Below are 25199 nucleotides of genomic sequence, written 5' to 3' on the forward strand. Positions count from 1 at the left end.
CTCCTCTTCCGATGCCTCCCTTCCACCCAAACCCCTGCCGACCGATCGCACAAGGGCGCCCCGGCCCGCCGAAAAGACGTTGCGTGGAGTTCACCCGACGTCGAACATCTGCGCTATGCACTGTTCGGGGGATCGTTGGGGGGAGCGCTCGTGAGCGCACGGATGCGCGCCCTGGCGCGCGAGACCGAGGCCATCGCCGACGAGGGCCGTTACCGCACGTCCGGGGGGCGCGAGGTCCTTGTCGGGAGCGCGACGGCCGCCGCCCTCGCCGGAACCAGGCTGTACGGACCGGGCCCGGTGGCGGTGCCCGTACTCGACTCCGGCCGCGCGACCGCCTTCGAGGTGACGGGCGAGAGCAGCCTGCGGGCCGCCCGCCGGATGAGTGAGGAGGGGCCGGGCCGGATCGCCGTGCTCAGCCATGCCTCGGCCCGCAATCCGGGCGGCGGATACCTGAACGGCGCACGGGCGCAGGAAGAGGACCTCTGCCGCGGTTCCGCGCTCCACGCGACCCTGCTGCGCGCCCCCGAGTACTACGCGCACCACCGCGCACACCGCAGCGCGTTCTACACCGACCGGGTCATCCACTCGCCCGGCGTGCCGGTCTTCCGCGACGACCGGGGCGTTCTGCTCGACACCCCCTACCTCGCGGGTTTCCTCACCTCGCCCGCGCCCAACGCGGGCGCGATCCGGCGCCGGACGCCCGACGAGGCGCACCGCGTCCCGGCGGCCCTGGCGAGCCGCGCCGAACGGGTCCTTGAGACCGCCGCCGCCTGCGGATACCGCCGGCTCGTCCTGGGCGCCTGGGGCTGCGGAGTCTTCCAGAACGATCCGGCGCAGGTCGCGGAAGCCTTCGGCGGTCTGCTCACGGACGGCGGGCGCTTCGCCGGCCACTTCGAGCAGGTCGTCTTCGGCATCCTCGACCGCGCGCCCGACTCCGCCACCCGAGCGGCGTTCGCCGACCGCTTCCCGGGGTAGCGCCGCGCCGGACCCCGGGGACGTGTCGCCCCCCGGGATCCGGCGGCCCCGGCTCAACTCCAGCCGTAGCGCTCCCTGAGCCGCTCCACCACACGCTGGAACCGTTCGAAGTCCAGCGCACAGGCCTCGCGCCGCATCCCGTCCTCGTGCACCCTCAGCACCCGGTCCAGATCGGCCCAGGAGGCCCGGCCGGAGCTGTCCCACGGCCCCGCTCCCAGCGCCACCCACTCCCGGTCCAGGTCGTGCTGCTTGCTGGAGAGCTGGACCGCGAGCAGGGTGCCGGCCGGTTCCCGCGCCACGACGAGCACCGGCCGGTCCTTGCCCCGGCCGTCGTTCTCCTCGAAGGGCACCCAGGTCCAGACGATCTCACCCGGATCGGGGTCGCCGTCACGATCGGGGGCGTACGAGGTGCGGACCGGGCCCACCTCGCGCGGATCCGCCTCGGCGGTCGCGGAGGGGCCGGTGCGGCCGGGCGAGGCGGGGCGGGAGTCGGTCTCGGGCATGCCGTTCTGATATGTCATCAACACACCGTAGGACAATCGCTCCCATGGCTCCGCACCGGCCGAGGACCGCGTCCGACGGTGCGGGTGACGTGGCCCGGAGATCAGGCGGAAGGCCGCGCGAACGCGGCCCGAAGGCCAAGCGCGAGGCGGTACGGAAAGCCGTACGGGAGGCGGCGCGAAGGCCGGGCGCAAGGCAGCGCCTGGGGCGCGCGACAGGGGCGCGCGTACGCTCCCGAGCGCGGCCGGAGTGCTTCGGGGTGCCCCGGGACGCGACCCCCTCCGGTACGTCTGCAAGACTGCCCGTCGCCATGAGCCAGTTACCCAAGCAGCCCTCGGAATCTCCCGTCCCCACGAGCGCCGACGTGGCGCGGCTGGCGGGCGTCTCCAGGGCCACCGTGTCGTACGTACTCAACAACAACCCCACCATGCGGATCAGCGAACCCACCCGCCGCCGGGTCCGGGAAGCGGCCCGAGATCTCGGCTACGTGCCCCACGCCGCGGCGAGGAGCCTGCGCGCCGGACACACCCGCATGGTGCTGCTGCCCACCGGGCACCTCCCCGAGGGCCCCCTCTACCGCCACTTCCTGCAGGAACTCCAGGCGGGACTGCGCGGACTCGACTACACCGTGGTCCAGTACGGCAGCACCGGCCTGGGCGCGGACGAGGCCGCACGGGCCTGGGCGGAACTCCGCCCCGTCGCCGTGGTCGCACCGGCCGGACTGGCCCTCACCGCCTACGGCATCGCCGTCCTCCACCGCTCCGGCGCCAAGGCCGTCATCACCCTGGGCCCGCACCCCATCGAGGGAGCGCACGGCCTGGTGCTGGACCAGCGCGAGGTCGGCAGCCGCGCCGCGTCCCACCTGCTGGAGCGGGGCTACCGGCGGATCGGCGTGATCATGCCCGAGGAGAAGGCCACGGTCACCTTCGCCGCCCCGCGTCTCGACGGCGTACGGCAGGTGGCGCTCCCCGCCGGAGCGCGGATCGAGGAACTCGTCCTGGCGTACGACGAGGGGGACGCCGCCCGCCTGGCCGCCCGCTGGCACGACCTCGGCCTGGACTCCGTCTTCGCCTACAACGACGAGTACGCGATGCTCCTGATGCGGGCCTTCCAGGACGCGGGGATCCAGGTGCCCGCCGAGGCCGCCGTGATCGGCGCCGACGACCTGATGCTGGGAAGACTGCTCCGCCCCCGGCTGAGCACCGTACGGATGGAGCTCGCCACCGGACAGCCGTTGGCGGAGCTCATCGACCGACTCGTCCAGCACCCCGGCGGCGAACCGGAGCACCACGAACTCCTGCGTGCCGTGGCGGTGCCCCGCGACTCGACCTGACGGCGCGCGCCGCTCCACCGGCCACCGCCGGACAGCCCTTAGCGTCGGCCCATGAGCCATCCGCAGAGCTACGAGATCCTGCTGGTACCCGAGTACGCAGACGCGTCCGGCGCCGACAAGCCGGGACCGGTGAAGATGGGGGAGTACGAACGGGACGAACCGCCGCGGCCCGGCAGCGCCATCCGCTCCGGCGTCGTGGAGGCCACCGGCGCCACCGGTGCGTCCGGCTACCCCCGCTACGCCGGAGACGGCATCGAGGCCGACATCGACCCGGCCACGCGGACGGTCGAAGCGCTGCTGATCGACGGTGCCGAGATCGACTACGGCCTCTCGGTACGCGTCGCGGACCGCGCCCCCGCCCCGGGAGACCGCCCGGCCGGGGGCGGAGCGGAAGGCTGAGACCACCGCCGGACGCGACCACGCACGAGGCCCCGGCCGGAGCGCACCGACACATGTCGACGCGCTCCGGCCGGGGCCTCGAAGGGCGGGCGGCCAGGAGCTCCTGCTCCGGGGCGCTACGCCTGTTCCTGGCCCTGCGCCTGCTTCTTCTGCTCCTCCACCGACTTGCGCACCTCGTCCATGTCGAGGTTCCGCGCCTGCCCGATGACGTCCTCCAGCGCGGCCTCCGGCAGCGCGCCCGGCTGCGCGAACACGGCCACGTTGTCACGGACGATCATGAGCGTGGGGATCGACCGGATCTCGAAGGCCGCCGCCAGTTCCTGCTGCGCCTCGGTGTCGACCTTCGCGAAGACCAGATCGGGGTGCCGCTCCGACGCGGAGTCGTAGACCGGGGCGAACTGGCGGCAGGGACCGCACCAGGAAGCCCAGAAGTCGATCAGGACGAACTCGTTGTCGCTGACGACCTGGTCGAAGTTTTCCTTGGTGAGCTCTATGGTGCTCATTCTCTGCTACCTCTTCCTGTGCCGGTTTCTGGTGCCGGTGGGGATCTGTCCGGCACAACCGTGACCATCCGTGCACTATTCCGCCTGCCCTGTGGCCGTGGGGCACATGCCCGGCGAGACTGAGTCCATGGACGAAGCCGTGAGCAGTGCCGAGTACGACGTCGTGGTCATCGGAGCCGGACCGGTGGGCGAGAACGTGGCGGACCGGGTCAGAGCGGCGGGCCTGAGCGCCGCCGTCGTGGAGAGCGAACTCGTCGGCGGCGAATGCTCGTACTGGGCCTGCATGCCCAGCAAGGCGCTGCTGCGCCCCGTCGTCGCCCGCGCCGAGGCGCGCAGGGTGCCAGGGCTCGAAGCCGCCGTACAGGGACCCCTGGACGCCGACGCCGTACTCGCCAACCGCGACGGGTTCACCTCCCACTGGAAGGACGACGGGCAGGTGGAGTGGCTGGAGAGCGTCGGCGCCGACGTCTTCCGGGGCCAGGGGCGGCTGACCGGCGAGAAGCGGGTCTCCGTCACCGCCCCGGACGGAACGGTCCGCACCCTGACCGCGCGGCACGCCGTGGCCGTCTGCACCGGAAGCCGCGCCGTCGTCCCCGGCCTGCCCGGCGTCGCCGAGGCCAACCCCTGGACCAGCCGCGAGGCGACCAGCGCGAAGAGCGTGCCCGGCCGGCTCGTCGTCGTCGGCGGCGGAGTCGTCGGCGTGGAGATGGCCACCGCCTGGCAGGGGCTGGGCGCGCAGGTGACACTGCTCATCCGGGGCGGCGGACTCCTGCCGAAGATGGAGCCCTTCGCCGGTGAACTGGTCGCCGAGGCGCTCACCGATGCCGGTGCGCACATCCGGTACGGCGTCTCGGCCACCGCCCTCCACCGGGCCGCCCCCGACGGGCCGGTCACCGTCGAACTGGACGACGGCGACCGGATCGAGGCCGACGAGATCCTCTTCGCCACCGGACGCGCCCCCCGCACGGACGACCTCGGCCTGGAGACGGTGGGCCAGGAGCCCGGTGGCTGGCTGACCGTGGACGACAGCTGCCGGGTCGAGGGCAGCAGCTGGCTCTACGCGGTCGGCGACGTCAACCACCGCGCTCTCCTCACCCACCAGGGCAAGTACCAGGCCCGGATCGCGGGCGCCGCGATCGCCGCCCGCGCACAGGGCGCCGCGACGCTGGACACCGGCCGCTGGGGCGCTCACGCGGCCACCGCCGACCACGCCGCCGTCCCCCAGGTCGTCTTCACCGACCCGGAGGCCGCCTCGGTCGGCCTCACCCTCGCGGAAGCCGAACGCGCCGGATTCCGCGTCCGGGCCGTCGACTACGACCTCGGCTCGGTCTCGGGCGCGAGCCTGTACGCCGCCGGCTACCGGGGCCACGCCCGCATGATCGTCGACCTGGACCGCGAGACCCTCCTCGGCGTCACCTTCGTCGGCCCGGGCGTCGGCGAGCTCATCCACTCGGCCACCGTCGCCGTGGCGGGGGAAGTGCCCCTGGCACGCCTCTGGCACGCCGTCCCTTCGTACCCGACCATCAGCGAGGTGTGGCTGCGGCTGCTGGAGACGTTTCGCGGGTAGCGGCCGCCTTTAAAGCTAGGTGAGGGTGGCGTTCACGTGTGGGTAGTGGAGACACGTGGGCGCCACCGACAGGTGTCCGGAACTCGGCGGCGATGTGAGCAGACGTGTGGATGTTAGGCAGACCAGGCGACGGGCGCGCGTAGACGTGGCGAGGGGCTGCGGCGGTGGTGTCCTCGTAGTAGCCGCGCCGTCGGGATCTCGTCGACACGGGACGGTTGGCCGGACCAGCCAGCGAGGTTCAGCCGAATTCGTAGCCGCACGGCGACGGGCTCGGCTGAGCCGGAGGCGGAACTGAGCTGCCTCCGGTTCCCCGGCGTCCGCAGCTACGGCATGAGGGCCCGCACTCCGGTGACTGCGAAGACCAAACCGACGACGGCGAGCAGCGCTCCTGCGACGCGTTGAACGGCAGGTTGCGCCGGGGGCAGCGCTATCCGGCGCAACCGCTGCGGCAGCTGATCGCGCTCCGCCGACAGGAGGTGGTGAAGGCGGGTCACCATCCCCCGGTGGTCCATGACCCACAGGACTCCGAAGTTCAGGGCAAGAAGCCCGAACCCGATGAGCGCTGACGCTGCCGTCGGATCCCGACCGTCAGACGACATTTCGCAGCCAGCCGTGCGTGTCGGCGACCCGCCCGTACTGGATATCCAGAATCAGTTCGCGAAGCGCCGACGTCACCTTGCCGGGCCCCCCTCCGCCGATCGTGAATGCGTAGCCTTCGGCCTTGATGCCCGTGACTGGCGTGATGACCGCGGCAGTACCCGCCGCGAACATCTCCGTCACGGTCCCCTCGGCGAGCCCGGCGCGCAGTTCCGCGAGGGGAACGGCCCGCTCGACCGGCGTCAGGCCCAACTCGGGGGCCAGCGCCAGGACTGTGTCGCGGGTGACCCCTTCGAGGATCGTGCCGAGCGTCGGCGTCACCAGCTCGCCTCTGGCGGTGACGAGGAAGAGGTTCATGGCGCCGGACTCCTCGATGCAGGCATCCTCGTCCGCCCCGTCCAGGTAGAGGACCTGATTGCAGCCGTGTCTCTCCGCCTCGGCCTGGGCCGCCAGGCTCGCGCCGTAGTTGCCCCCGCACTTTGCGGCGCCAGTGCCGCCTGCGGCCGCGCGGGTGTAGGAGGTGCTCACCCACAGGCTCACACCACCGGGGGTGAAGTACGGCTGCGAGGGACAGGCGATGACCGAGTACACGACCCGTCTGGACGGTCGCACGCCGAGGAATGCCTCCGTGGCGAACATGAACGGTCTGAGGTAGAGACTCCTCTCTCCCGTGGCTGCCGGTACCCACGGCTCGTCGGCTCGGACGAGTGCTTCTATGCTCGCGAGGAAGTCCTGCTCCGGCAGCTGCGGCAGCCTCATCCGCTCCGCGGACCGTTTGAAGCGACGTGCGTTGCTTTCGGGCCGGAACAGCCAGACGCTCCCGTCAGCGTGCCGGTACGCCTTCAGCCCCTCGAAGATTTCCTGGGCATAGTGCAGCACCGCCGCGCTGGGGTGAAGGGAGAACGGCTGGAGTGCCCGGACTCTGTGATCGTGCCAGCCGGCCTCCGCCGTCCAGCCGGCGAACGCCATGTGATCGGTGAAGTGCAGGCCGAATCCGGGTGAGTCAAGGACGGCGGCACGCTGGTCATCGGGTAGCGGGCTGGCTGTGCGCATCAGCGGGAACGATGAAACCATGATCGAATCCTCTCGTCGGCAGGCTGCCGGGACCTGTCCGGGGACGGTCGGAAGCGGCGGTGGTGGGGAGGATCAGACATCAGCCAGGAGCATCGCGGGACGTTCCACACAGTCCGCGACGTAGCGCAGGAAGCCGCCGGCGACGCCTCCGTCGCAGACCCGGTGATCGAAGGTGAGGGAGAGCTGGGTGACCTTGCGCACGGCGAGTGCGCCGTCGACCACCCAAGGTTTGTCGACGATGCGGCCGACGCCGAGGATCGCGACCTCGGGGTGGTTGATGAGCGGCGTCGAGCCGTCGACGCCGAACACGCCGTAGTTGTTGAGCGTGAACGTGCCGCCAGTAAGAGCCTTCGGCGGGAGCCTGCCGGAGCGTGCGAGTCCGGTCAGCGTGGCGAGTTCGTCGGCCAGTTCTGCCGTCGTCTTCCGGTGGGCTTCATGCACGACGGGCACCATCAGGCCGCGTTCGGTCTGCGCGGCGAAGCCCAGGTGGATGTCGGACAGGCGGACGATCTCGCCGCGTTCGACGTCCACCGTCGAGTTGAGCTCCGGGTATGTGCGGAGCCCCGCGACGCAGAAGCGGGCCAGCAGGGCAAGCAAGCCGATCTGCCGCGTCTGGTCGGCGGCCCGAAGGACCTCTCTGGCCTCCACCAGAACGGTGGCGTCCACGTCGACCCAGGTGGTGGCGTGCGGGATCGCGCTGCTGCGGGCCAGCTTCTCCGCCACCGCCCTGCGCAGGCCCCGCAGCGGTACGCGCTCGTCGGCAGCGGCCCCTCCCGCCTCCGTCGCGTGCCGTTCAGCGGGCCGTGCGTCCGCCGCTATCGCACGCTCGACGTCACGGCGCAGGATCACTCCGTGCACCCCGCTCGGTACGACCGTGCCCAGGTCCACGCCGTGTCGCCGTGCCAGTGCACGGACCAGCGGGGAGATCACCAACGGCACGGCCGCCGGGTCGGTACCGCGGTCCTCGGCCCGGGAGGACGCAGTTGGCATCAGTGCGGCCGCCCCCCCCGGCCCGACGACCGCGCCGGATACCAGCCGGACTCGTCCCGTAGCCGACAAGGACATTGCCGCTTCCGGCCGGGACGTCTTCGCCGTGCTGTTCCGCAGTCGGCGCGGCGGCCGCGGCGTCGCTCACGGAGATCAGCGGGACTCCGACAGGGAGCACGGCACCGACGTCTGCGTGCAATTCCAGCACGGTCCCGGCGTACGGCACGGGCACCTCGACGACGGCCTTGGCCGTCTCGACCTCGACAACCACCTGATCGACTACGACGCGTTCACCCGGAGCCACCCGCCACGTGACGATCTCGGCCTCGGTCAGCCCTTCACCGAGGTCCGGCAGCCGGAACACCAAGGCCTCGCGCACGGTGGTCATGAGGCCTCCGGCGCGAGGTGCCGAACGTCGGGCTGGTCGTCGAACTGCAGTCGCTGGATCGCGTCCAGCACCCGGTCCACGCCCGGCAGGTACGCGTGCTCCAGCTTCGGCGGCGGGTACGGGACGTCAAAGCCCGCGACCCGTACCACCGGGGCCGCCAGCGAGTGGAAGCAACGCTCCTGCACCCGCGCCACGATCTCGGCACCCACGCCCGCGAAGCCCTGCGCCTCCTGGACCACCACACAGCGCCCGGTTCGCCGTACCGACGCCGTAACCGTCTCGTCGTCGAAGGGAACGAGCGTGCGCAGGTCCACCACCTCGACGTCGATACCGTCCCGTGCCGCCTCGACCGCGGCGTCGATCGCGACCGGGACCGAGGGGCCGTACGCGAGCAGGGTGACGTTCGAGCCCGGGCGCCGGATCACCGCCCGCCCGGTCGGCGCAGCGCTCCGCCGTGCCAGGTCGGCGTCTTCCTTGGACCAGTACAGCCTCTTCGGTTCCAGGAACACCACCGGGTCAGGGTCGCGCACAGCGTCCCGCAAGAGCCAGTAGGCGTCCTCAACCGTGGCCGGCGTGACCACCTTCAGGCCGGGGGTGTGGGCGTAGTACGCCTCGCTGGAGTCGCTGTGGTGCTCGACGCCGCCGATCCCTCCGCCGTAGGGGACGCGGATCACCATCGGCAGCGCCACGTGCCCCCGGGTGCGGTTGCGCATCTTCGCCACGTGCGAAGCGATCTGCTCGAACGCCGGATACGCGAAGGCGTCGAACTGAAGCTCCACCACCGGCCGGAACCCACCCATGGCCAGGCCGACCGCGTATCCCATGAGCCCCGACTCGGCCAGCGGCGTGTCGAAGCAGCGCCGCTCGCCGAACTCGTCCCGCAGTCCGTCGGTGATGCGGAAGACACCGCCGAGGCGGCCCACGTCCTCCCCGAACGTCAGCACGTGGTCGTCCTCGCGCAGCGCGTCCCGCAGCGCCGTGTTGAGGGCCTGAGCCATCGTCACCGTACCCACGTCAGGCCTCCGTGCCTTCTGCTTCGGCCTCGAGTGAGCGCCGCTGCTCTTTCAGCTGAGGTGTCGGGTCGGCGTAGACGTGGTCGAACATCTCCAGCACGTTCGGCGGGCCGTCCAGCTCGATCCTGGCACGCAGGTCCGCCGCCAGCGCCTCGGCCTCCGCCCGCGCCGCGCCGATGTCCCGATCGGTCAGCGCCTCGCGCGCCCGCAGCCACGCCTCGAGCCGGGGCAGCGGGTCCGCGGCGGCCCACCGGCGTACCTCCTCCTCGGCCCGGTAGCGGCTCGGGTCGTCGGCGTTGGTGTGGCCGTCCAGGCGGTAAGTGTGGGCCTCGACGAGGAACGGGCCGCGCCCGGAGCGCGCATGCTCCACCGCTTCGTCCAGCACCGCCAGCACGGCCACCAGGTCGTTGCCGTCGACCTGCTCGGATCGCACCCCGTAGCCGACTCCCTTGTACGCGAGGGCCGGTGCCGCGGTCTGCTCCGAGAGCGGCACGGAGATCGCGTACTGGTTGTTCTGGATGAGGAAGACCACGGGGGCGCCGAAGACCGCGGCGAAGTTCAGCGCCTCGTGGAAGTCGCCCTCGCTCGTTCCTCCGTCCCCCACGAGGGCCATGACCACGCCGTCCTCGCCCTTGCGCCGCAGGGCGTCCGCCATCCCGACCGCGTGCAGCAACTGCGTGGCCAGCGGTGTGCACAGGGGAGCCACCCGGGTCGCCATGGGGTCGTAGCCGCAGTGCCAGTCGCCGCGCACCAGGGTCAGGACGTCCACCGGGTCCACGCCGCGCGCCACCACGGCCGCCGTGTCGCGGTAGGTGGGGAAGAGCCAGTCCTGCTGCCGCAGCGCCAGGACCCCGGCGACCTGACAGGCTTCCTGCCCCCGGCTCGACGGGTAGACGGCGAGCCGCCCCTGCCGGGTCAGCGCGCTCGCCTGCTGGTCGAACCGCCGTGCCACGACCATCCGACGGTAGGCCTCGCCCAGCCTGTCGTCGGAGGGGGCGGCATACCCCGAGGGTACGTCGGACGCGGTTCCCGCCTCGGTGACGAACCGCACCGGCACGGCCGAGGGCAGCAGTTCGTCCGGCGCCGGCCGCGGACCGCCGAGGTACGCGTTGGCTGTGATCGACATGGGGATGCTCGCTTTCTGTATGTTCAGGGGCGGCCGGGCTGTCTTATGGGCGGGCCGCGCCGGACTCAGGCACTTCCCCGGCCCGTTCGGGACGCGCGCTCTCCGCCGCGCCGCCCGGCCTCCTGTTGATCCACGTGCGCTCCAACTTGGCCACCACGTCGGGGCTGTGCATCCGGGCCGACTGCTCCAGCGCGTATCGGCTCATGTACGTACGGAAGAGGTCGTCGGACTCCTCGGCCAGGTGCAGCATGCGGCGGTTGGCGGGAACCGCGGGGTCGGCGAGGCGCTCGGTCGACGCTGCCACGGCCCCGTCGACCGCCTCCGGCGCGACGACCTCGTCGCACAGCTCCCGGGCCTCGGGGCTGGTGGCCGCGACCTTCTCGCCGAAGAAGATCAGCCGCTCCGCCATGCGCCGCCCGACCACGCGCCCGAGGCGCAGGTTGGCCGCGCCGGGGATGATGCCTTCCGCGAGCGCGGGAAGCGAGAAGTAGGCGTCTGCCCCGGCGACCACCCGGTCGAGGACCAGCGCCACCTGGGTGGCGCCTCCGATGGCGAAGGTGTCGATGGCGCCCACCCATGGCTTGCCGCCCGGGAGGCGGAGCAGGTCGTCCGCCGCGCCGTGGTGCAGGCCGTGGACCAGCTTGCGGATGTAACCCAGTTCACGGCGGAGCATGAAGTCGATGAACGATATCTGCCCGGTGTAGAGGTGGGTGAGGTTGATGCCGGCGCCGAAGGCGCGTCGGCCGCTGTACCGGGAATGGGACAGGATGCTGCCGCGCAGCACCCCCACCTTCACCGCGTCGTCGAGGAGAGCAAGGTCGACGGCCGTCTCCAGGGCCTCGACCACCGCGTCGTCCTCGGCGTTGAGGACGTCCTGGTTGCAGATGGTCACCTCGGCCACGAAGCCGTCGCGGTGGACCACTGCCCGGCCGAGGTTCAGATGGCCGGTCCTCTGGAACTGGGGGAGCAGATCGAGGGCGCGTGGGGTCGGCGCCAGCATCGACCGCAGGAGGTGCTCGCCGGTCTCCCGTCGGTCGAGAAGGTGCGCGAAGAAGATTCCCTGGTCGACCTCCCCGCCCGACTTCTCGGCCTGCGGCAACCGTCGGTCGGCGGACACCTGGGCGCGGGTGGGGACCAGGCCCGGGTAGTCGTCGGCCGCGGCGAACGCCAGTTCGTCCAGGCGGACCTGGCGTTCGCGGCCTTCGGTGAGCTCGTCGTAGAGGTGTCCGGCGTGCACCTTGAGGAAGGCGTGCCGGGCGCGCCGTGCGGCCTGCTCGACCTGCTCGACGTCGCCGCGTTCGGCGGGAGAGCGATCGGCTCGCGGCGGCATGGCCGCAGTCAACTCGGCGCAGGCTTCGGTGTAAGTGCTCAACTGGCGCGCGTCCGCCGCGGCGCCACCGCGGAACAGCGGGGACGCGGGCAGTCGGCTGTCCACCGTGCCGGACAGCTGCGGCGCCTCAGGTGATCGGGTTGACACGGCTGTGTCCATACCGGGTTGTCTCCTCATTGTTGTCGTCGCGGCGAGATGTTCCTTGCGCCCGTCACGCATGCTCGACGGTCTGCCAGCCCGTGGCGGGCGATCTCGGCGAAAAGGCCGCCTGACACGTCGTAAACCGCGTAGTGATCGCCAGGGCCCCGCCGGACGTCGAACTCCCCGCCCGCGTACGCGCGCCAGCCGTCCATGAGCGACGGTGGTACCACGGGGTCGTCGTCCGCCGCGAAGACCCGGATCGGGCAGCGCAGTGGCTCGCTGGCAGCGGGCCGGTACTCGGCGGCGATCCGTAGGTCGTTGCGCAGCACGTCCAGGAGTCGGCGGACGAACTCCTCGTGTTTCAAAAGGGGTTCGGCGATGCCGTTGGTCGCGCGCACATGGCTGAGGAGCCCGTCGTACGGAAGCGTGTGGTACGACTCCTCGGCCGCGACGTGCGGCGGACGGGCGCCCGAGATCAGCAGCGCCCGCGGCAGCGGGTGTCCTCGCTCGTGCAGGTGCCGGGCCACGGCGTAGGCCAGCAGGCCGCCGAAGCTGTGCCCGAAGAGGACGTACGGCGGGCGTAGCATCGGCAGCAGCGCCTCGACCGTCCGCTCCGCCAGTTCGTCCATCGTGTCCGGCAACCGATCCGCGACCCGGTTCTCCCGGCCCGGGAGTTGCACCGGGCAGCACTGGACCGAGGTGGGCAACCGTGACGGCCAGAGGCGGAACGCGCTTGCGCCGCTTCCCGCGTGGGGGAAGCAGAACAGGCGTTCGCCTTCGGTGTCGGGCTCGACGCGCCCGAGGAGCCAGGGTGTCGGGCCGTGGGTCACGCGCGTTCCCGCGATCGCTCGATGAGCGCTGCGATCCCCGCACCCGTGCGGTTCTCCAGGAGGTCCACCAGACTCAGTCCGCTGTCCGGAACGAGCCTCTCCAGGCGGGTGAACAGGTCGACCAGCAGCAGGGAGTTGCCGCCCAGGTCGAAGAAGTCCTCCTCGGCGCCCACCGCGCGCAACCCGAGGGTCTCGGCGATCGTGCCGAGGACCTGCTCCTCCAACGAGGAGCAGGGCCCGTCCTCCGGGCTGCCTCCGCCGCCGAACTCCGGTGCAGGCAGAGCCCTGCGGTCCACCTTGCCGTTCGAGGTCAGGGGGATCGCGTCGAGCCGGACGAAGGCCGTCGGGACCATGAAGGCGGGCACGCGGGATCCGAGGTGCTCCCTCAGCTCGGCGTCACCGGGGTGGCGGTCGCCCACCAGGTACGCGACCAGCGCCTGTCCGCCGGGAACGTCGTCACGGACGACGGTGGCCACGGACCGGATGTCCGGGTGCGCGGCGAGCGCGACGTCGATCTCGCCCAGTTCGATGCGGTAGCCGCGGATCTTGATCTGGTCGTCGCTGCGTCCGAGGAACTCCAGGTCGCCGTCCGGGAGCCAGCGCGCCAGGTCACCGGTGCGGTAGATACGGCTTCCCGGCGGGCCGAACGGGTCGGGCAGGAAGCGCTCCCGGGTCAGCTCGGGGCGGCCCAGGTACTCGCGGGCCAGGCCGTCGCCGCTGAGCCACAGATGTCCGGGGACTCCGGCGGGCAGCGGGTTCAGATCCTCGTCCAGGACGTATGCCTGGGTGTTGGCGATCGGCCGGCCGATGGGAATGGTGGGACGGCTGGTGTCGACCGCCTCGATGGGCTTCCAGGTCGCGAAGAGCGTGCACTCGGTCGGCCCGTAGACATGGAGGAAGCGGGTGTCGTCGAGATAGGGCAGGAGGTGCGCCGCGCTGGCGGGCGAGAGTACGTCGCCGCCCACGAGCAGCTGCCGGACGCGCGCCAGCTCCTCGGGGAACTGCAGTGCCGCCACGTGCAGTTGGGGTGAGACGAGGAGGAGGGTCGTGATGCGGTGGCGCTGCAGTGCGGCTTTGAGCTGGTCGGGAAACGGAAGCCCGGAGGGCGGCAGCACCAGCGTGCCGCCGTTGAGCAGCGATCCCCACAGCTCGATCAGCGACGCGTCGAAGGAGAGCGGTGAGAACTGCAGATGGGCCTCTCCCGGGCCGAGCTCGACGTAGTCGGCGCCCTTGACGAGCCGGGCGAGAGCCCGGTGCGTGACGGCGACGCCCTTGGGGGCGCCCGTAGAGCCCGAGGTGTAGATGACGTAGGCGAGGTGTTCCGCCGTGGCCGGAACCTCCGGGTCGGTCCCGGGCGGTTCGGTCGTCCCGTCCGTGGACTCCGGCTCGTCGCGGAGGAGCACCCGGGCTGTGGTGCCGGCGAATGCGGCCGCGTGCTCCGTGTCGGTGAGCACGACGCGAGCACCGGCGTCATCGACGACGTAGGCGAGCCGCTCGGCAGGGTAACCGGGATCGAGCGGGAGATAGGCGCCCCCTGCCTTGAGGATGCCGAGCAGACAGACGACCATGTCGACCGACCGGGGCAGACACAGGCCGACGGGCTGGTCGGGAACCACGCCCAGGCCGATCAGCTGGTGGGCCAGACGGTTCGCCCGTGTGTTGAGCTCCCCGTAGGTGAGCGTCACGTCCTCGTGTTCGACGGCGGTCGTCGAGGGGTCCCGTCGTACCTGCTCCTCGAAGAAGGAGGCGGTGGTGCGGTCGCGCGGGAAGTCGCGCGCGGTCCGGTTCCACACCGAGACCACTAGCTCGCGCTCCTCGGGCGGAAGCACGGGCAGGTCGGCGACGCGGGTGTCGGGCTGCCGAGCGGCCGCGGTGAGAAGGTGCTCCAAGCGGCGCACCAGCCGCTTCGCCGTGACCGGGGCGAACAGATCGGTGTCGAACTCCAGCGTCCCGTGGAGTTCGTCGTCGCGCAGGTCGAGGGCGACGGACAGGTCGCGGGCGGCCGTGCCGAGGTGCAGGTCGACCGGGTCGCACGAGGCTTTCGCGTAGTCCGGCAGCCCGGCGGACCGCCTCCGGACGGCGAACTTGGCGGGCGCCGCCTGGCGGTCCGGGTCTCCGCACGCCCCGGCCAGCTCGGCGAGAGCGCCCGGCGGGAGGGTGGAGGAGTGCGCTCGTGCCCGGGCCAGCTCGGCACCGGTCCGGGCGACCAGCTCCCGGAACGTCGGGTCGCCGTCCAGCCGCAGGGTCAGCACGACATCGGTCTCGGGTCGGCCGACGCGCGTGTCCGGGCGGGCCGGGGACGGGCTCACGGGCACCAGGAGCGGGACCGCCGGCTGCGCGGTGTGGCGCGCGAGGAGGACAGCGCCGGCCGCGTATACGGCGGCGGTGGCGTCCGGGGTCCCGGACAGCTCGCTCAGGCTCCCCGTCAGACCGGCCGGCAGGACGAAACGCTCAACCGCGCCGCTGCGGACGGACCGGACCTGGCGAGGTAGGTCCGTCGGCAGGTCCAGCACGGGGAGCGGCGACTGCGCCTGCCAGTACGCGAGGTCGGCGGCGGCCTGCCCGGCGGAGGGCCGTGCCTGCTGCGGCGGCTCGGCGTGGGCGAGGGTCTCGCCCTCTCGGGCCGCGCTGTAGGCGTGCGCGTGCTCGACGAGGAAGGCGTCCAGCCCGACGGCGTCCAGCAGTGAGCGGTGGGCGACAGCGACCAGGAGGCGGTCCCCGTCGGCGACGCGCAGAGCGCGGATCCTGAGGAGGGGGCCGTGCGGGAGCGTGAACGGCGCGACGGCTTCCCTTACGGCCACGTCGATCGCCTCGTCGGCCGACACCCGCAACTCGGCGAAGTCGACGGGCGCCGTGTCCGGCGGCGACGCGGGACTGCCGTTCGCCGTGACGTGGGCGTTGTGCGACGCCGCAAGGTGGACCGTGACCGTGCGAAGAGCGTCGCGTGCGGCTTCGCCGTCGAACTCCCCCCTGATCCGCAGGCACCGGACCACGTGGTGGCTCGGGTGCGAACCGAGTTCGGGATCGGGCTCGTTCGACGCGGCCATCGGGTGTGCCGGGGTCGTCACAGTGCTTCCTCAGTGGTCTTGCCGAGCGGCTGTAGGTCTCGCAGGCCGACTCCGTCGGGCCCCAGGACGGTGCGAACGGGCAGGCTCTTGATGCCCGCGATGAACGTGGAGTGGAGGTGGCGGGGTTCACCGGCGAGCTCGATCCGCTCGAAGTTCCGGGCGATCTCCTCGAAGAGCACGGTCAGGGCGAGCCTCGCCACGTGCGCGCCGATACAGCGGTGCGCCCCGACACCGAACGCGATGTGCCGGTTCGGCTTCCGGTCCACCGCGAAGCGAAACGGCCGGGGGAACACGCTCTTGTCACGGTTGGCCGAGCCCAGCCACGCGGTGACGGGTTGTCCGGCACCGATGCAGGTGTCACCCAGCCGCACCTCGTCGGTGGAGTGACGCAGCGCGTGATTGGCGGGCGACGTCCAGCGCAGGATCTCCTCCACCAGGGAGACCGTGTCCCCGGAGGCTCGCCACCTGGCGAACTCACCGGGGTTCTCCAGCAGCGCCAGGAGGCCGCCGCTGGCCGCGTGCGACGTGGTGACGGTCGCACCGATCAGGAGGCTGTAGGCGTTGAGGATGACCTCCTCGCGGCTCAGCGGCTCACCGTCCGGCGCGGCTCGCAGGAGCGCCCCGATCAGGTCGTCCGCCTCGGCCCGCCCCGGTCGGGACACCTCGGTGGCGAAGTAGAGGAAGATCTCGGAGTGCGCCCGGCTCAGCACCTGGGAACGCGAGGAACCCTCCGGTGCGTAATCCGGGTCGGACTCCGCCACCGCCGCGTACGTGAAGTGCTTCAGTCGGTCCCAGGAGGACTCCGGGATCCCGAGCAGCAGACCCGCGATGGCGATCGGGTAGTACGCGGCCTGGGCCGCGAAGTCCCAGGTCTCCTCGCGGGCAGCGACGGAGAGCAGCCGCCGCGAGAACTGCCGCAGCGCGGGCTCGTGGTCGCGGACCGCCTGCCGGGACACATGCGGGGCCAGCGGGTCCTTGAGCCGTTTGTGCTCCGGCGGGTCGGTTACCGCGAGCATCTTCCCGCCGGCGATGTCGGTCTGACCAAGCGTCGTCAGGATGTTGCCCCGCGACGTCGTGAACTCGGTGTGCCTGGCCAGCACCCGTGACACGTCCGCGTGTCGCGTGACGGCCCAGAATGCCGGCTTCGCGCCGACGGGGCACTGCCGGTGGACGGGATCCTCGGCGCGCAGCCGCGTCCACACCGGGTGCGGATCGCCGGTGCCGTAGAACTGCGGGTCGGACAGATCCGGTTCGGGACCGTTCTCCCCGGCCGGACCGCCAGAGGTTATGCGCATGCGTCAGCCTCCCTTTGCCACGAGTGGACGCTCCTTGACGACGGGCTGGAGCGGCTCAGATGTAGTCTTCGGCGCCGCCGGTGCGGACCGTGTCGAGCGTGAAGCAGTGGAAGCCGCCGCCGAAGAGCCGACGGTGGCGGTGCTGAACCGGGACCACGGTGAAGTGGTGCTCTTCGAGCGTGCGGATGAGGGTCTTGCAGGCGTCGTTGACCATGACGGTGTTCTCGTCGATGGAGAGCACGTTGAGGTCGATGTACGGGCTTGGCGGGATGGGGTCGCCGTCCGGGTACTGCGGGTAGTCGCTGATCTGCGGGGCCGGCGGCACGATCAGATCCCACGTGCGCAGCGGCTCGGGCAGGAAGTCCGCCACGTCCGCGGAGCGCACCAGCAGAGTGCCCGGCCGCAGGGGGACGACGACGCTGTCGATGTGGCTCTGGGTCAGCTTGTGCATCCGGTGCACCCGGAAGCGGCCCTGGAGGTGCCGCTCCAGCCAGTCACAGGCAAGGGCGTGGTTGGCGTTGGAGATGTTGACGATCAGGTCCCGGCCGAGCCGCAGGCAGTTCGCGGCGTCGATCATCAGCTCCACGCCCGCGTCGTACGGAGACGGCTGGGGGTTTTCCGGCACCTCGATGTTGGGCGCGGCGTTTTCGTTGTTCGGGTCGAACGAGGCGTCCGTCATCACCGGCCGGGGCATGGTCGTCCAGCGCGCGCCCTGATTGAAGTACTCCATGAACACCGGCTTCAGGAACTGGTTCTCGAAGTACCGGTCGCGCAGCGTGGGCGGCATCTCGATGATCTCGTCGCCCATGACGAGCGTGTTGTCGCGGACGTTGAGCGGGGGAACCACCGCGGCATCCCAGGCCGGCGTGGTGACCCTGGTGAGGTCGGGGGCCGGCTCGACCGGGCGGTGGACTTTCACCGAGAGGGCCTCGAGCTGCTGGGCCACCCCCTCCACGTCCTCTACGAGCTCGTCGAGCAGTCGCTTCTTGAGGGCCAGGCGGTCGGGGTCGTTGCGTCGGGACCGAGCCTCGCTCTCGCGCCACGTCGACAGGCTCGGGAAGTACCCACGGGTGCCCGAGAGGTTGTCGCTGATGAACATGTCGAACGAGAGGTCCAGGATCCGGTCGGCGTATCCGTCTGCGGATCCGACGACGATCTCCTTGAGCGGAGTGAAGTCGTCAAAGCTGTTCAGTCGCATGTCAGAAGGCTTCTTTCTGGGCGGTGAACGTCAGGGGGCGGTTGCCGAGATCGCCTGCACCGGACAGCGGTTGACGGCTTCGGCCACGTCGTCGTGCAACTCCCGCGGCGGTTCCGGGTCGAGCAGGACGACCAGGCCGTCGACGTCGTCCTGGTCGAACACCTCGGGCAGGGCCAGGGCGCACAGGCCCGACCCCATACAGAGCGTCGTGTCCACGGACACGTGCACTTCGGTCCTCCGTTGCGGGTTGGGGGGTCACCAGACGACGGGCAGGCGGTGCACCCCGTACACACTCATGTCGGTGGAGAGCGGGATGTCCTCGGCCGGGACGGCCAGGGTGAGCGCGGGGAACCGCTGGAAGAGCGCGGGCAGGGCCGTGCGCATCTCCATCCGGACCAGGTTCTGGCCGAGGCACTGGTGGATGCCGTAGCCGAAGGCCACGTGTCCGGTGGTACGCCGGGTGAGGTCCAGCCGGTCCGCCTCGTCCTGGAACCAGCGCGGGTCACGGTTGGCGGCGGACAGCGAGACGGTGATCGAGTCACCGGCCCCGAGCCGTCGGCCCGCGAACTCGAGATCCTCCAACGGCGTTCGGGGCACGCCGAAATGAAAGACCGTCAGGTATCGGAGCAGCTCCTCCACTGCGTTGTCGACGATGGAAGGATCGGCCGTCAGTCGGGCTAGCTGGTCAGGGTGGGACAGCAGCGCGAACACACTCAGCGCCAGCGATCCCGTGGTCGAGTCGTGTCCTGCGGTCAGCAGCAGGACGCCGACTCCGGCGATCTCCTCCGTGTCCAGGGTCCCGTCCTTGGCCAGCGCCTGGAGGAGTCCTGGTGTTCCGCCTGCCTCCCTGCCGCCCGCGGCGATGCTGCGGATGGTGGCGTACAGCCGCTCCAAGGCCCCAGAGGTGTCCGCCGCGGTCGAGTGGAGGTTGAACAGGATCCGGCTGTTGCGCTGGAACTCCGCGCGGTCGACGGACGGGACACCGAGCAGTTCGCAGATCACCTGGGAGGCGAAGGGAAGCGCGAAAGTCTCCACGAGGTCCACGCCCGGTCCGCCGCGCTCCATGGCGGACAGCAGCCCGTCCACGATCTCCACCAGCCGCGGCCGTAGTTCGCGCATGCGGCGCGCGGTGAACTGGCCCGCCAGTTGCTGCCGCAGCCGCGTGTGCTCCGGGGGATCCATGTCGACGAGCCATCCGGGGGCGGCCGGGACGCCGAAGAACGGCTCGGTGCCCGGGCGGTGCACGGGCGCCCGCTTGAAATCCGAACGCGCGCTGAACCGGGGGTCGGTGAGCATCGTGCGAGCCAGCTCGTGGCTGGTGATCACCCAGCCGACATGTCCGTCGGGGTAGCGCATGCGCCGCAACGGCTCGCCGGACTGCCACTCCATCAGTTCCTGGGGCGGATCAAACGGCCGGCGACGCTCGATCGGGTGCATGGGCACCGGTTCCGCGGACAAGGGAGAACCTCCTTCGGTGGGAAGCTGGCTGCGGAAGGTTCAGACGAGGTAGTCCTCGAGCCCGCCGTCACGCACGGTGTCCAGGGTGAAGCAGTGGAAGCCGCCGCCGAACAGCCGGCGGTGGCGGTGGCGAACCGGGACGACGGTGAAGCCGTGCCGCTCCAGCTCGCGCATCAGCTCGGGGCATGCCTCGTTGACCAGTACGGTGTCCGGGCTCACCGAGAGCACGTTGAGGTCGATGTACCGGCTCGTGAGGATCAGGTCGTCGTCCGCGTACTGCGGGAAGTTGTAGCTCTCCGGCGCCGGCGGGACGATGACGTCCCACTTCCGCAGCGGCTCCGGCAGGTAGTCCAGCACCGCCTCGGAGCGGCACAACAGCGTTCCTGGACGCAGTGCCAGCACCATGCTGTCGATGTGGCTGTCGCTGAGCTTGTGGACACGGTGGATCCTGAAGCGGCCCTCCAGGTGCCGCTCCAGCCAGTCGACGCCCAACTCGTGGTTGCGTGTCGAGACGTTGGCCACGATGTCACGGCCGAGGCGCAGGCACTGCGCCGCGTCGAAAAGCATCTCGTGACCGACGTCGTAGCGTGACGGCCGAGGGTCCTCGATCGGCTCCATCGGACCGCCGGCCGTGCTGGAGCGCGCGTACGACAGGTCGAAGGAGGCGTCGGTCATCAGCGGCCTGGGCATGACGGACCAGCGGGCGCCACGCTGGAAGTACTCCTGGAACACAGGCTTGAGCAACTGGGTCTCGAAGTACCGGGACCGGATCATCGGTGACGTCTCGATGATCTCGTCACCGACGATCAGGGTGTTGTCACGGAGGTTGAGCGGCGGCACGACCGAGGCGGACCAGGCCGGAGTGCGCACCGAGGCCGTTTCCGGGGCGACGTCCGTGGGGCGGTGCACCGTCACCCCGAGCGAGGTGAGGGTGTCGGCCAGGCCCCGCAGGTCTTCGTTCAACTCGTCGACGTAACGCCTCTTGACCGGAACCCGGGTGCCGCCGGTGGCCTGCTTCTCGTCGCGCGAGCGGAGTCGCGGGTAGTACCACTCCAACCGGGCGGCGCCGTTGTCCCCCGCGATGTTGTCGTGGAAAAAAAGCTCAAAAGAAAGCTCACGCTCATGCGAAACATAGTTTTCCGCCGAGCCGACAATCACTTCCCTGAGAGGTGACCATTCATCAAAGCTATTGAGCGACATAGCCGATCCCCGTACGTATATCTAGACATGAATGGGAAAACTGGACAAACTGGTTGCAGTCGGCATGCATTTGCCATGCTTGCACGCTGTCCGGGGCGGCGCAATCGGATTTTTAGTGACCTGAATGTTACCTGCGCCACATCGTGATCTCGTTGACTGACTGCTCGAGGGCTGGCAATACTGCCGTGGCGCGCCAACTGCTTTTCTTCACGAGGCAGCCCGATACGTACCGAATCGACCGGAACTCGCAGGTTTCACGGACGCGGAGGCTCAAGAAGTAATGCCAAGCCAGCAAAAGAACAGCCCTGAGTACCAGCAGTTCGACTTCCTTATGAATGCGCCGGCTCTGTTCAACGCCGCCGCAACTGCGGCGGAACTGCGCATTTTCATTTTCCTTTCGGAAAACCCGGGCTCTGATTTCGAGGCCATATGCGAGTTCACGGGCGTACCGCCGCACCAGCTCCGGGTCCTGCTCCAGGGCGTCTGCGCGGCCGGTCTGATGGAGCGGTCTGAGGGCAAGTACCGCAACTCCGCCGTGGCCCAGGACCTGCTGGCTTCCGACGAGCCCGACAGCTGGGCGCACACCCTCATCGGGTGGAAGGAGATCTACTACCCCGCCTTCGGCCAGATGACCAAGGCCCTGAAGGCAGGCACGAACACGGCCCTCGAGAGCTACCCGGGCGACGAGCCCACGCTGTACAAGCGGCTCACCCGGAACCCCGAGCTCGAGGGTGTGTTCCACAAGGCAATGGCCGCCTTCACGCTGGCCTCGATCAACGACCTGGTGGAGCGCGAGGAGTTCGGTACGGTCAAGCACCTGCTGGACATCGGCGGCGGCGACTCCACCACCACCGCGCGGCTGCTCGACCGCTACCCGCAGATGCGATCGACCGCCTTCGACCAGCCGAGCGTGTCGGGGCTCGCCCACGGCAAGGAGGCGCAGAAGTTCCTCGACCGGATCGACCTCGTCACCGGTGACTTCTTCGACACCCCCTTCCCAGAGGGTGCTGACGCGGTGCTCTTCAGTCACGTCCTCGGCATCTTCTCAGCCGAGCAGATCGGCACCCTGCTGAAGAAGGCGTACGACGTGCTGCCCTCCGGCGGGCGCATCTTCATCTACGACTACAACGTCACGGAAGACGAGACCAAGGGCATTTACGGCGCCCGCCTTGGCCTCTACTTCAACATTCTTGCCAGTGGTACCGGTATGGCGTACCCGGCCGAGGACTTCGAAGGCTGGCTCGCCGAGGCCGGTTTCGAGAACATCAGCACCGTTGCGGAACTCGACTATGAGCACGGGTTCCATATCGGCGTCAAGCCCTGACGGATAAGAATTACGTGTGCGGCGCGGCTCCCGTGAATCTACCCCCGGCGAGCCGTGCCGCCCTATGGCTCATGAGGCATTCGAGGGGGCTAAGCATGTTCGTAAGCAATAGTCTGGCCCGGTACTACGAGCACGTCCAGGCGGCACTCCGCGACCTGCTCGACGGGAGACAGGGCGGTAATCCCGCCGAATTCACGCCTGGCGTCGAGCTGCCTCGTCTCACGCCGGCCGTTCAGGAATTTCTATCGGTCTCCGATGTGTCCGTTGCGTCGCTTCCTTCCTATGACGGCCGGAACCTGGCACTGCTCGACCTGATGAGCAACCCGGCCACCATGACGACGAAGACCTTTGCGTCGCTGGTCATCGTCGCCCGGGCCGTGCGCTTCATTCAGGACACCGGTGAGCGACTCACCATAGTCACGCCTTCGTCGGCGAACAAGGCCATCGCGCTGCGGGACGCGGTCCTGCGGGCCGTCAACTGCGGCCTGGTGGAAGCCGATCAGCTCAACATCGTGGTCCTCGTCCCGGAGGACTCCGTCGCCAAGCTGCGCCGCACCGGGCTGTACAGCGATCCGTACCTGCGCGCGCGTAACCCGATCGCGGTGCTGGGCCGCGACCGCACCCCCGGCGCAGTGAAGGACATCGCCCGGGGTTTCGTCGACGCTCACAGCGAAGAGCTGTCCAGGGGCCACAAGACCCACCTGTGGTACACCCTCCAGCTGGAGAACTACCTCGCCGCCGACATCGTACGAGCCCTGTCGGAAGCCGAGTTCTTCCCGGCGGCGGCCGACCGACCGCGACTGCACGCGCATGCCGTCTCCAGCGCCTATGGCCTTCTCGGACACGCCTACGGCCGCACCCGGCTCCCCGAGGCCGACCGCGTCGGCACGCCCGACCCCCGCTACTTCCTCGTCCAGCACCTCGGCGCACCTGACATGGTGCTGAGCCTGTACAACGACGGCTCGACGAACCCGGAGAACATGCCCACGTACTCCCTGCAGCCCGAGACCGGGCTCTACACGCAGGAGAGGGACCCGCACTTCCCGGCCTTCACGTACGACCCGCACGAAGCGCTCGACTCCACCTTCTACACCCGCACCCCCCCAACCTCGACCCGCATGAACGAGCTGATCCAGGGACAGGGCGGAGGCGGGCTCGTGGTCTCGCTCGCCGAGTGCCTCCAGCGGTATGCACAGGTCCGGAACATCCTGAGCGAGGCGAAGGTGCGCCTCCCCGCCGACCCGCGGGCGCTGCGCGAATGGTCGCTGGTGATGGCCGTGACGGGAGTCCTCACCGGCATCGACCGGGGCCTGATCGGCGAACAGGACATCCTGGTGCACGGTTCGGGCAGTTACTCGACCGCCGACTTCGACAGTTTGGGCATCCACGACACGCACCTCGTCGAGGACGTCGCGGCACTCCACCAGCTGGCCCTCACCGCCGTCAAGCAGTGACCGCGACCGGCCTTCTCCACAGTTCTCCCGTCCACCCACCGTCAGCGCCGAGGTGACCTCTCCTTGTCCGCAGAGAAACCCGCTTCGCGCGATCCGTTCCCGCAACGGGCGCGCATGCACGCCGGCTACCACTGGCGCAACAGCGGCAGTCCGTTCGTCACCCGCCTCCGGGACCGCTGGGACACGCGCAGGACCGCAGTCTTCCCGTCCGTCCGCTCGGACCTCGCGGGCCTGTCGGTGGGCTACTCCGGCCTGCGGGAAGGTCTCGCCTACACCCTGGAGTTCACCGAGCTGCGCCGGGAAGCGGGCACGGAATCGCCCGCAGCGCGGGCCTCGAGACTGGTGTCGGGGGCGCGGCTGCGAGATCCCGCCGCGCTGCCGGAGGCGGACATTCGCATCGTCGGCACCAGTGCCTCCCTGGCCCGCCGTATGCCGAAGGAGGCGTCGCTGGTCATTCCCATGCGCGTGCACTTCGTCATCGACTTCGACGGCGACCCGGAGTCGGCGCGCCGGGCCATCTCCAAGCGCGAGCGTTCACGGTTCAACAGCGACATGCGCCGACACCAGTGGGGCTGGGAGGTGACCGACGAGCCCGAGTGGTTCAACGCCTTCTACGACGACCACTACCGCCCCACCATGTTCCGGCGGCACGGCGCACGCGAGCGGACCGAGGGCAGAAACGCGGCCTACGAGTGCCTCTTCCGCACCGGCAGGCTGTTCCGGCTGACGCAGGGCGGCAAGCCGATCGGCGGGGCCCTGTGCCACTGGGACCCCCACCAGAAGGTGCTCACGCTGCGCCTGCTGGGCGTGCAGGACGGGGACGAACGGCATTACGAGAGCGGCGCGTTCAAGGCGATCTACCACCTTCTCATCGGCTGGGCCGCCGAGAACGGCGTGGGGCGTCTCGACTTCCAGGGCACCGAACCCTTTCTGAGCAAGGGGACGTTCCAGTGGAAGCGCCGGTTCGGCACCCGGGTGATCATGCCGCCGAACCACTTCGGCGACAAGCGCCTCTGGCTCCAGGCGCGCCAGGATACCCCGGCTGTACGGGACTACCTCGTCGCGAACCCGACCCTCACCGAGACCGCGGACGGCCTGCTCGAGGCGGTCTACTTCCACGACGAACAGCGGCCGCCGCGGCTCGACTTCTCGGCGAAGGCCCCAGGAGTGGACAGGGTCCGCAATGTCGACCTTGACGAGTTCCTCGCACCCCTGCTATGATCACTTAGATCCTGATCTTCAGGATCTATATCTCCGAGGTCATCTCACACAGCGGACGTAATCGTCCGACACCCTCGGATCTGAGTATGACCCGCCATATCCCGCACGGGCGCGCGGTCTTTTCCGGTCGACACCCCCAGCCACCAGCCGGGCGGATGTCGACCATTTTTTTTGTTCCACGTCCGGCACCCGGCCCATCCGGGGGCCGTCCTGTCCA

21 protein-coding genes and 1 pseudogene are annotated in these 25199 nt (G+C 70.1%); 7 read left to right on the plus strand and 15 right to left on the minus strand.

The features are described from left to right. The first annotated feature begins 150 nt into the window (after positions 1–150). The gene (locus OG599_RS32205) at positions 151–975 is read left to right on the plus strand and encodes a TIGR02452 family protein (RefSeq protein ID WP_327179489.1); all 825 of its coding nucleotides are present in this window, start codon (positions 151–153) and stop codon (positions 973–975) included. A gap of 53 nt (positions 976–1028) precedes the next feature. On the opposite strand, the gene OG599_RS32210 is transcribed toward OG599_RS32205, so the two are convergent. Continuing rightward, positions 1029–1496 (minus strand): type II toxin-antitoxin system PemK/MazF family toxin, encoded by a 468-nt coding sequence (locus OG599_RS32210; RefSeq protein ID WP_327179490.1) that lies wholly within the window; start codon positions 1494–1496, stop codon positions 1029–1031. A 290-nt stretch (positions 1497–1786) separates the two neighbouring features. Here OG599_RS32210 and OG599_RS32215 point away from each other — a divergent pair, with 290 nt between their 5' ends. Continuing rightward, positions 1787–2809: a LacI family DNA-binding transcriptional regulator gene (locus OG599_RS32215; protein ID WP_327179491.1), complete on the plus strand. Its 1023-nt coding sequence runs from the start codon at positions 1787–1789 to the stop codon at positions 2807–2809. Between the two features lie 51 nt (positions 2810–2860). Further along, on the plus strand, positions 2861–3208 hold the full coding sequence (locus tag OG599_RS32220) for a hypothetical protein (RefSeq protein ID WP_327179492.1): 348 nt from the start codon (positions 2861–2863) through the stop codon (positions 3206–3208). Between the two features lie 116 nt (positions 3209–3324). Here OG599_RS32220 and trxA read toward each other — a convergent pair whose 3' ends face one another. Then, on the minus strand, positions 3325–3711 hold the full coding sequence (trxA, locus tag OG599_RS32225) for a thioredoxin (protein ID WP_327179493.1): 387 nt from the start codon (positions 3709–3711) through the stop codon (positions 3325–3327). Positions 3712–3838: 127 nt separating this feature from the next. On the opposite strand from trxA, the gene OG599_RS32230 reads away from it, so the two are divergent. Next, positions 3839–5278, plus strand: a complete 1440-nt coding sequence (locus OG599_RS32230) for a dihydrolipoyl dehydrogenase family protein (RefSeq protein ID WP_327179494.1) — start codon at positions 3839–3841, stop codon at positions 5276–5278. 323 nt (positions 5279–5601) lie between these two features. On the opposite strand, the gene OG599_RS32235 is transcribed toward OG599_RS32230, so the two are convergent. The 13 genes and pseudogenes from OG599_RS32235 to OG599_RS32295 form a co-directional block, all read right to left on the minus strand. Continuing rightward, positions 5602–5775, minus strand: a complete 174-nt coding sequence (locus OG599_RS32235; RefSeq protein ID WP_327179495.1) for a hypothetical protein — start codon at positions 5773–5775, stop codon at positions 5602–5604. 91 nt (positions 5776–5866) lie between these two features. Then, entirely contained in the window at positions 5867–6949 is a 1083-nt protein-coding gene (locus tag OG599_RS32240) for a branched-chain amino acid aminotransferase (RefSeq protein WP_327179496.1), read from the minus strand. Positions 6950–7021: 72 nt separating this feature from the next. After that, positions 7022–8324, minus strand: a pseudogene (locus OG599_RS32245) (dihydrolipoamide acetyltransferase family protein). After that, complete coding sequence (locus tag OG599_RS32250) at positions 8321–9337, minus strand: alpha-ketoacid dehydrogenase subunit beta (protein WP_327179497.1); 1017 nt, start codon at positions 9335–9337, stop codon at positions 8321–8323. The pseudogene OG599_RS32245 and the gene OG599_RS32250 overlap by 4 nt, the downstream one beginning before the upstream one ends. Before the next feature lies 1 nt (position 9338). Beyond that, a complete protein-coding gene (gene pdhA, locus OG599_RS32255) occupies positions 9339–10463 on the minus strand; it encodes a pyruvate dehydrogenase (acetyl-transferring) E1 component subunit alpha (protein WP_327179498.1) in 1125 nt (374 codons plus the stop codon). A gap of 43 nt (positions 10464–10506) precedes the next feature. Then, the gene (locus OG599_RS32260) at positions 10507–11940 is read right to left on the minus strand and encodes an enoyl-CoA hydratase/isomerase family protein (RefSeq protein ID WP_327179499.1); all 1434 of its coding nucleotides are present in this window, start codon (positions 11938–11940) and stop codon (positions 10507–10509) included. Between the two features lie 26 nt (positions 11941–11966). Beyond that, complete coding sequence (locus OG599_RS32265; RefSeq protein ID WP_327179500.1) at positions 11967–12764, minus strand: thioesterase II family protein; 798 nt, start codon at positions 12762–12764, stop codon at positions 11967–11969. After that, the gene (locus tag OG599_RS32270; protein ID WP_327179501.1) at positions 12761–15832 is read right to left on the minus strand and encodes a non-ribosomal peptide synthetase; all 3072 of its coding nucleotides are present in this window, start codon (positions 15830–15832) and stop codon (positions 12761–12763) included. The genes OG599_RS32265 and OG599_RS32270 overlap by 4 nt, the downstream gene beginning before the upstream one ends. Next, on the minus strand, positions 15829–17127 hold the full coding sequence (locus OG599_RS32275) for a cytochrome P450 (RefSeq protein ID WP_327179502.1): 1299 nt from the start codon (positions 17125–17127) through the stop codon (positions 15829–15831). Before OG599_RS32275 ends, OG599_RS32270 begins: the two co-directional genes overlap by 4 nt. 55 nt (positions 17128–17182) lie before the next feature. Next, complete coding sequence (locus OG599_RS32280) at positions 17183–18325, minus strand: glycine amidinotransferase (RefSeq protein WP_327179503.1); 1143 nt, start codon at positions 18323–18325, stop codon at positions 17183–17185. Between the two features lie 30 nt (positions 18326–18355). Next, a complete protein-coding gene (locus tag OG599_RS32285; RefSeq protein WP_442809616.1) occupies positions 18356–18547 on the minus strand; it encodes a ferredoxin in 192 nt (63 codons plus the stop codon). Positions 18548–18580: 33 nt separating this feature from the next. Beyond that, positions 18581–19783 carry a cytochrome P450 gene (locus OG599_RS32290; RefSeq protein WP_327179505.1) on the minus strand — a complete coding sequence of 401 codons (1203 nt, stop codon included), beginning with the start codon at positions 19781–19783 and terminating at the stop codon, positions 18581–18583. A gap of 39 nt (positions 19784–19822) precedes the next feature. Continuing rightward, positions 19823–20983, minus strand: a complete 1161-nt coding sequence (locus OG599_RS32295) for a glycine amidinotransferase (protein ID WP_327179506.1) — start codon at positions 20981–20983, stop codon at positions 19823–19825. A gap of 280 nt (positions 20984–21263) precedes the next feature. Between OG599_RS32295 and OG599_RS32300 the strand changes: the two genes are divergently transcribed. The 3 genes from OG599_RS32300 to OG599_RS32310 all read left to right on the plus strand — a co-directional run bounded on the left by OG599_RS32300 (position 21264) and on the right by OG599_RS32310 (position 24982). Beyond that, entirely contained in the window at positions 21264–22307 is a 1044-nt protein-coding gene (locus tag OG599_RS32300) for a methyltransferase (RefSeq protein WP_327179507.1), read from the plus strand. A 95-nt stretch (positions 22308–22402) separates the two neighbouring features. Next, positions 22403–23761: a DUF6002 family protein gene (locus OG599_RS32305; protein ID WP_327179508.1), complete on the plus strand. Its 1359-nt coding sequence runs from the start codon at positions 22403–22405 to the stop codon at positions 23759–23761. Positions 23762–23824: 63 nt separating this feature from the next. Continuing rightward, positions 23825–24982, plus strand: a complete 1158-nt coding sequence (locus tag OG599_RS32310; protein WP_327179509.1) for a hypothetical protein — start codon at positions 23825–23827, stop codon at positions 24980–24982. The last annotated feature ends 217 nt before the right edge of the window (positions 24983–25199 follow it).

It is taken from the genome of Streptomyces sp. NBC_01335, assembly GCF_035953295.1.
Taxonomy (GTDB): domain Bacteria; phylum Actinomycetota; class Actinomycetes; order Streptomycetales; family Streptomycetaceae; genus Streptomyces.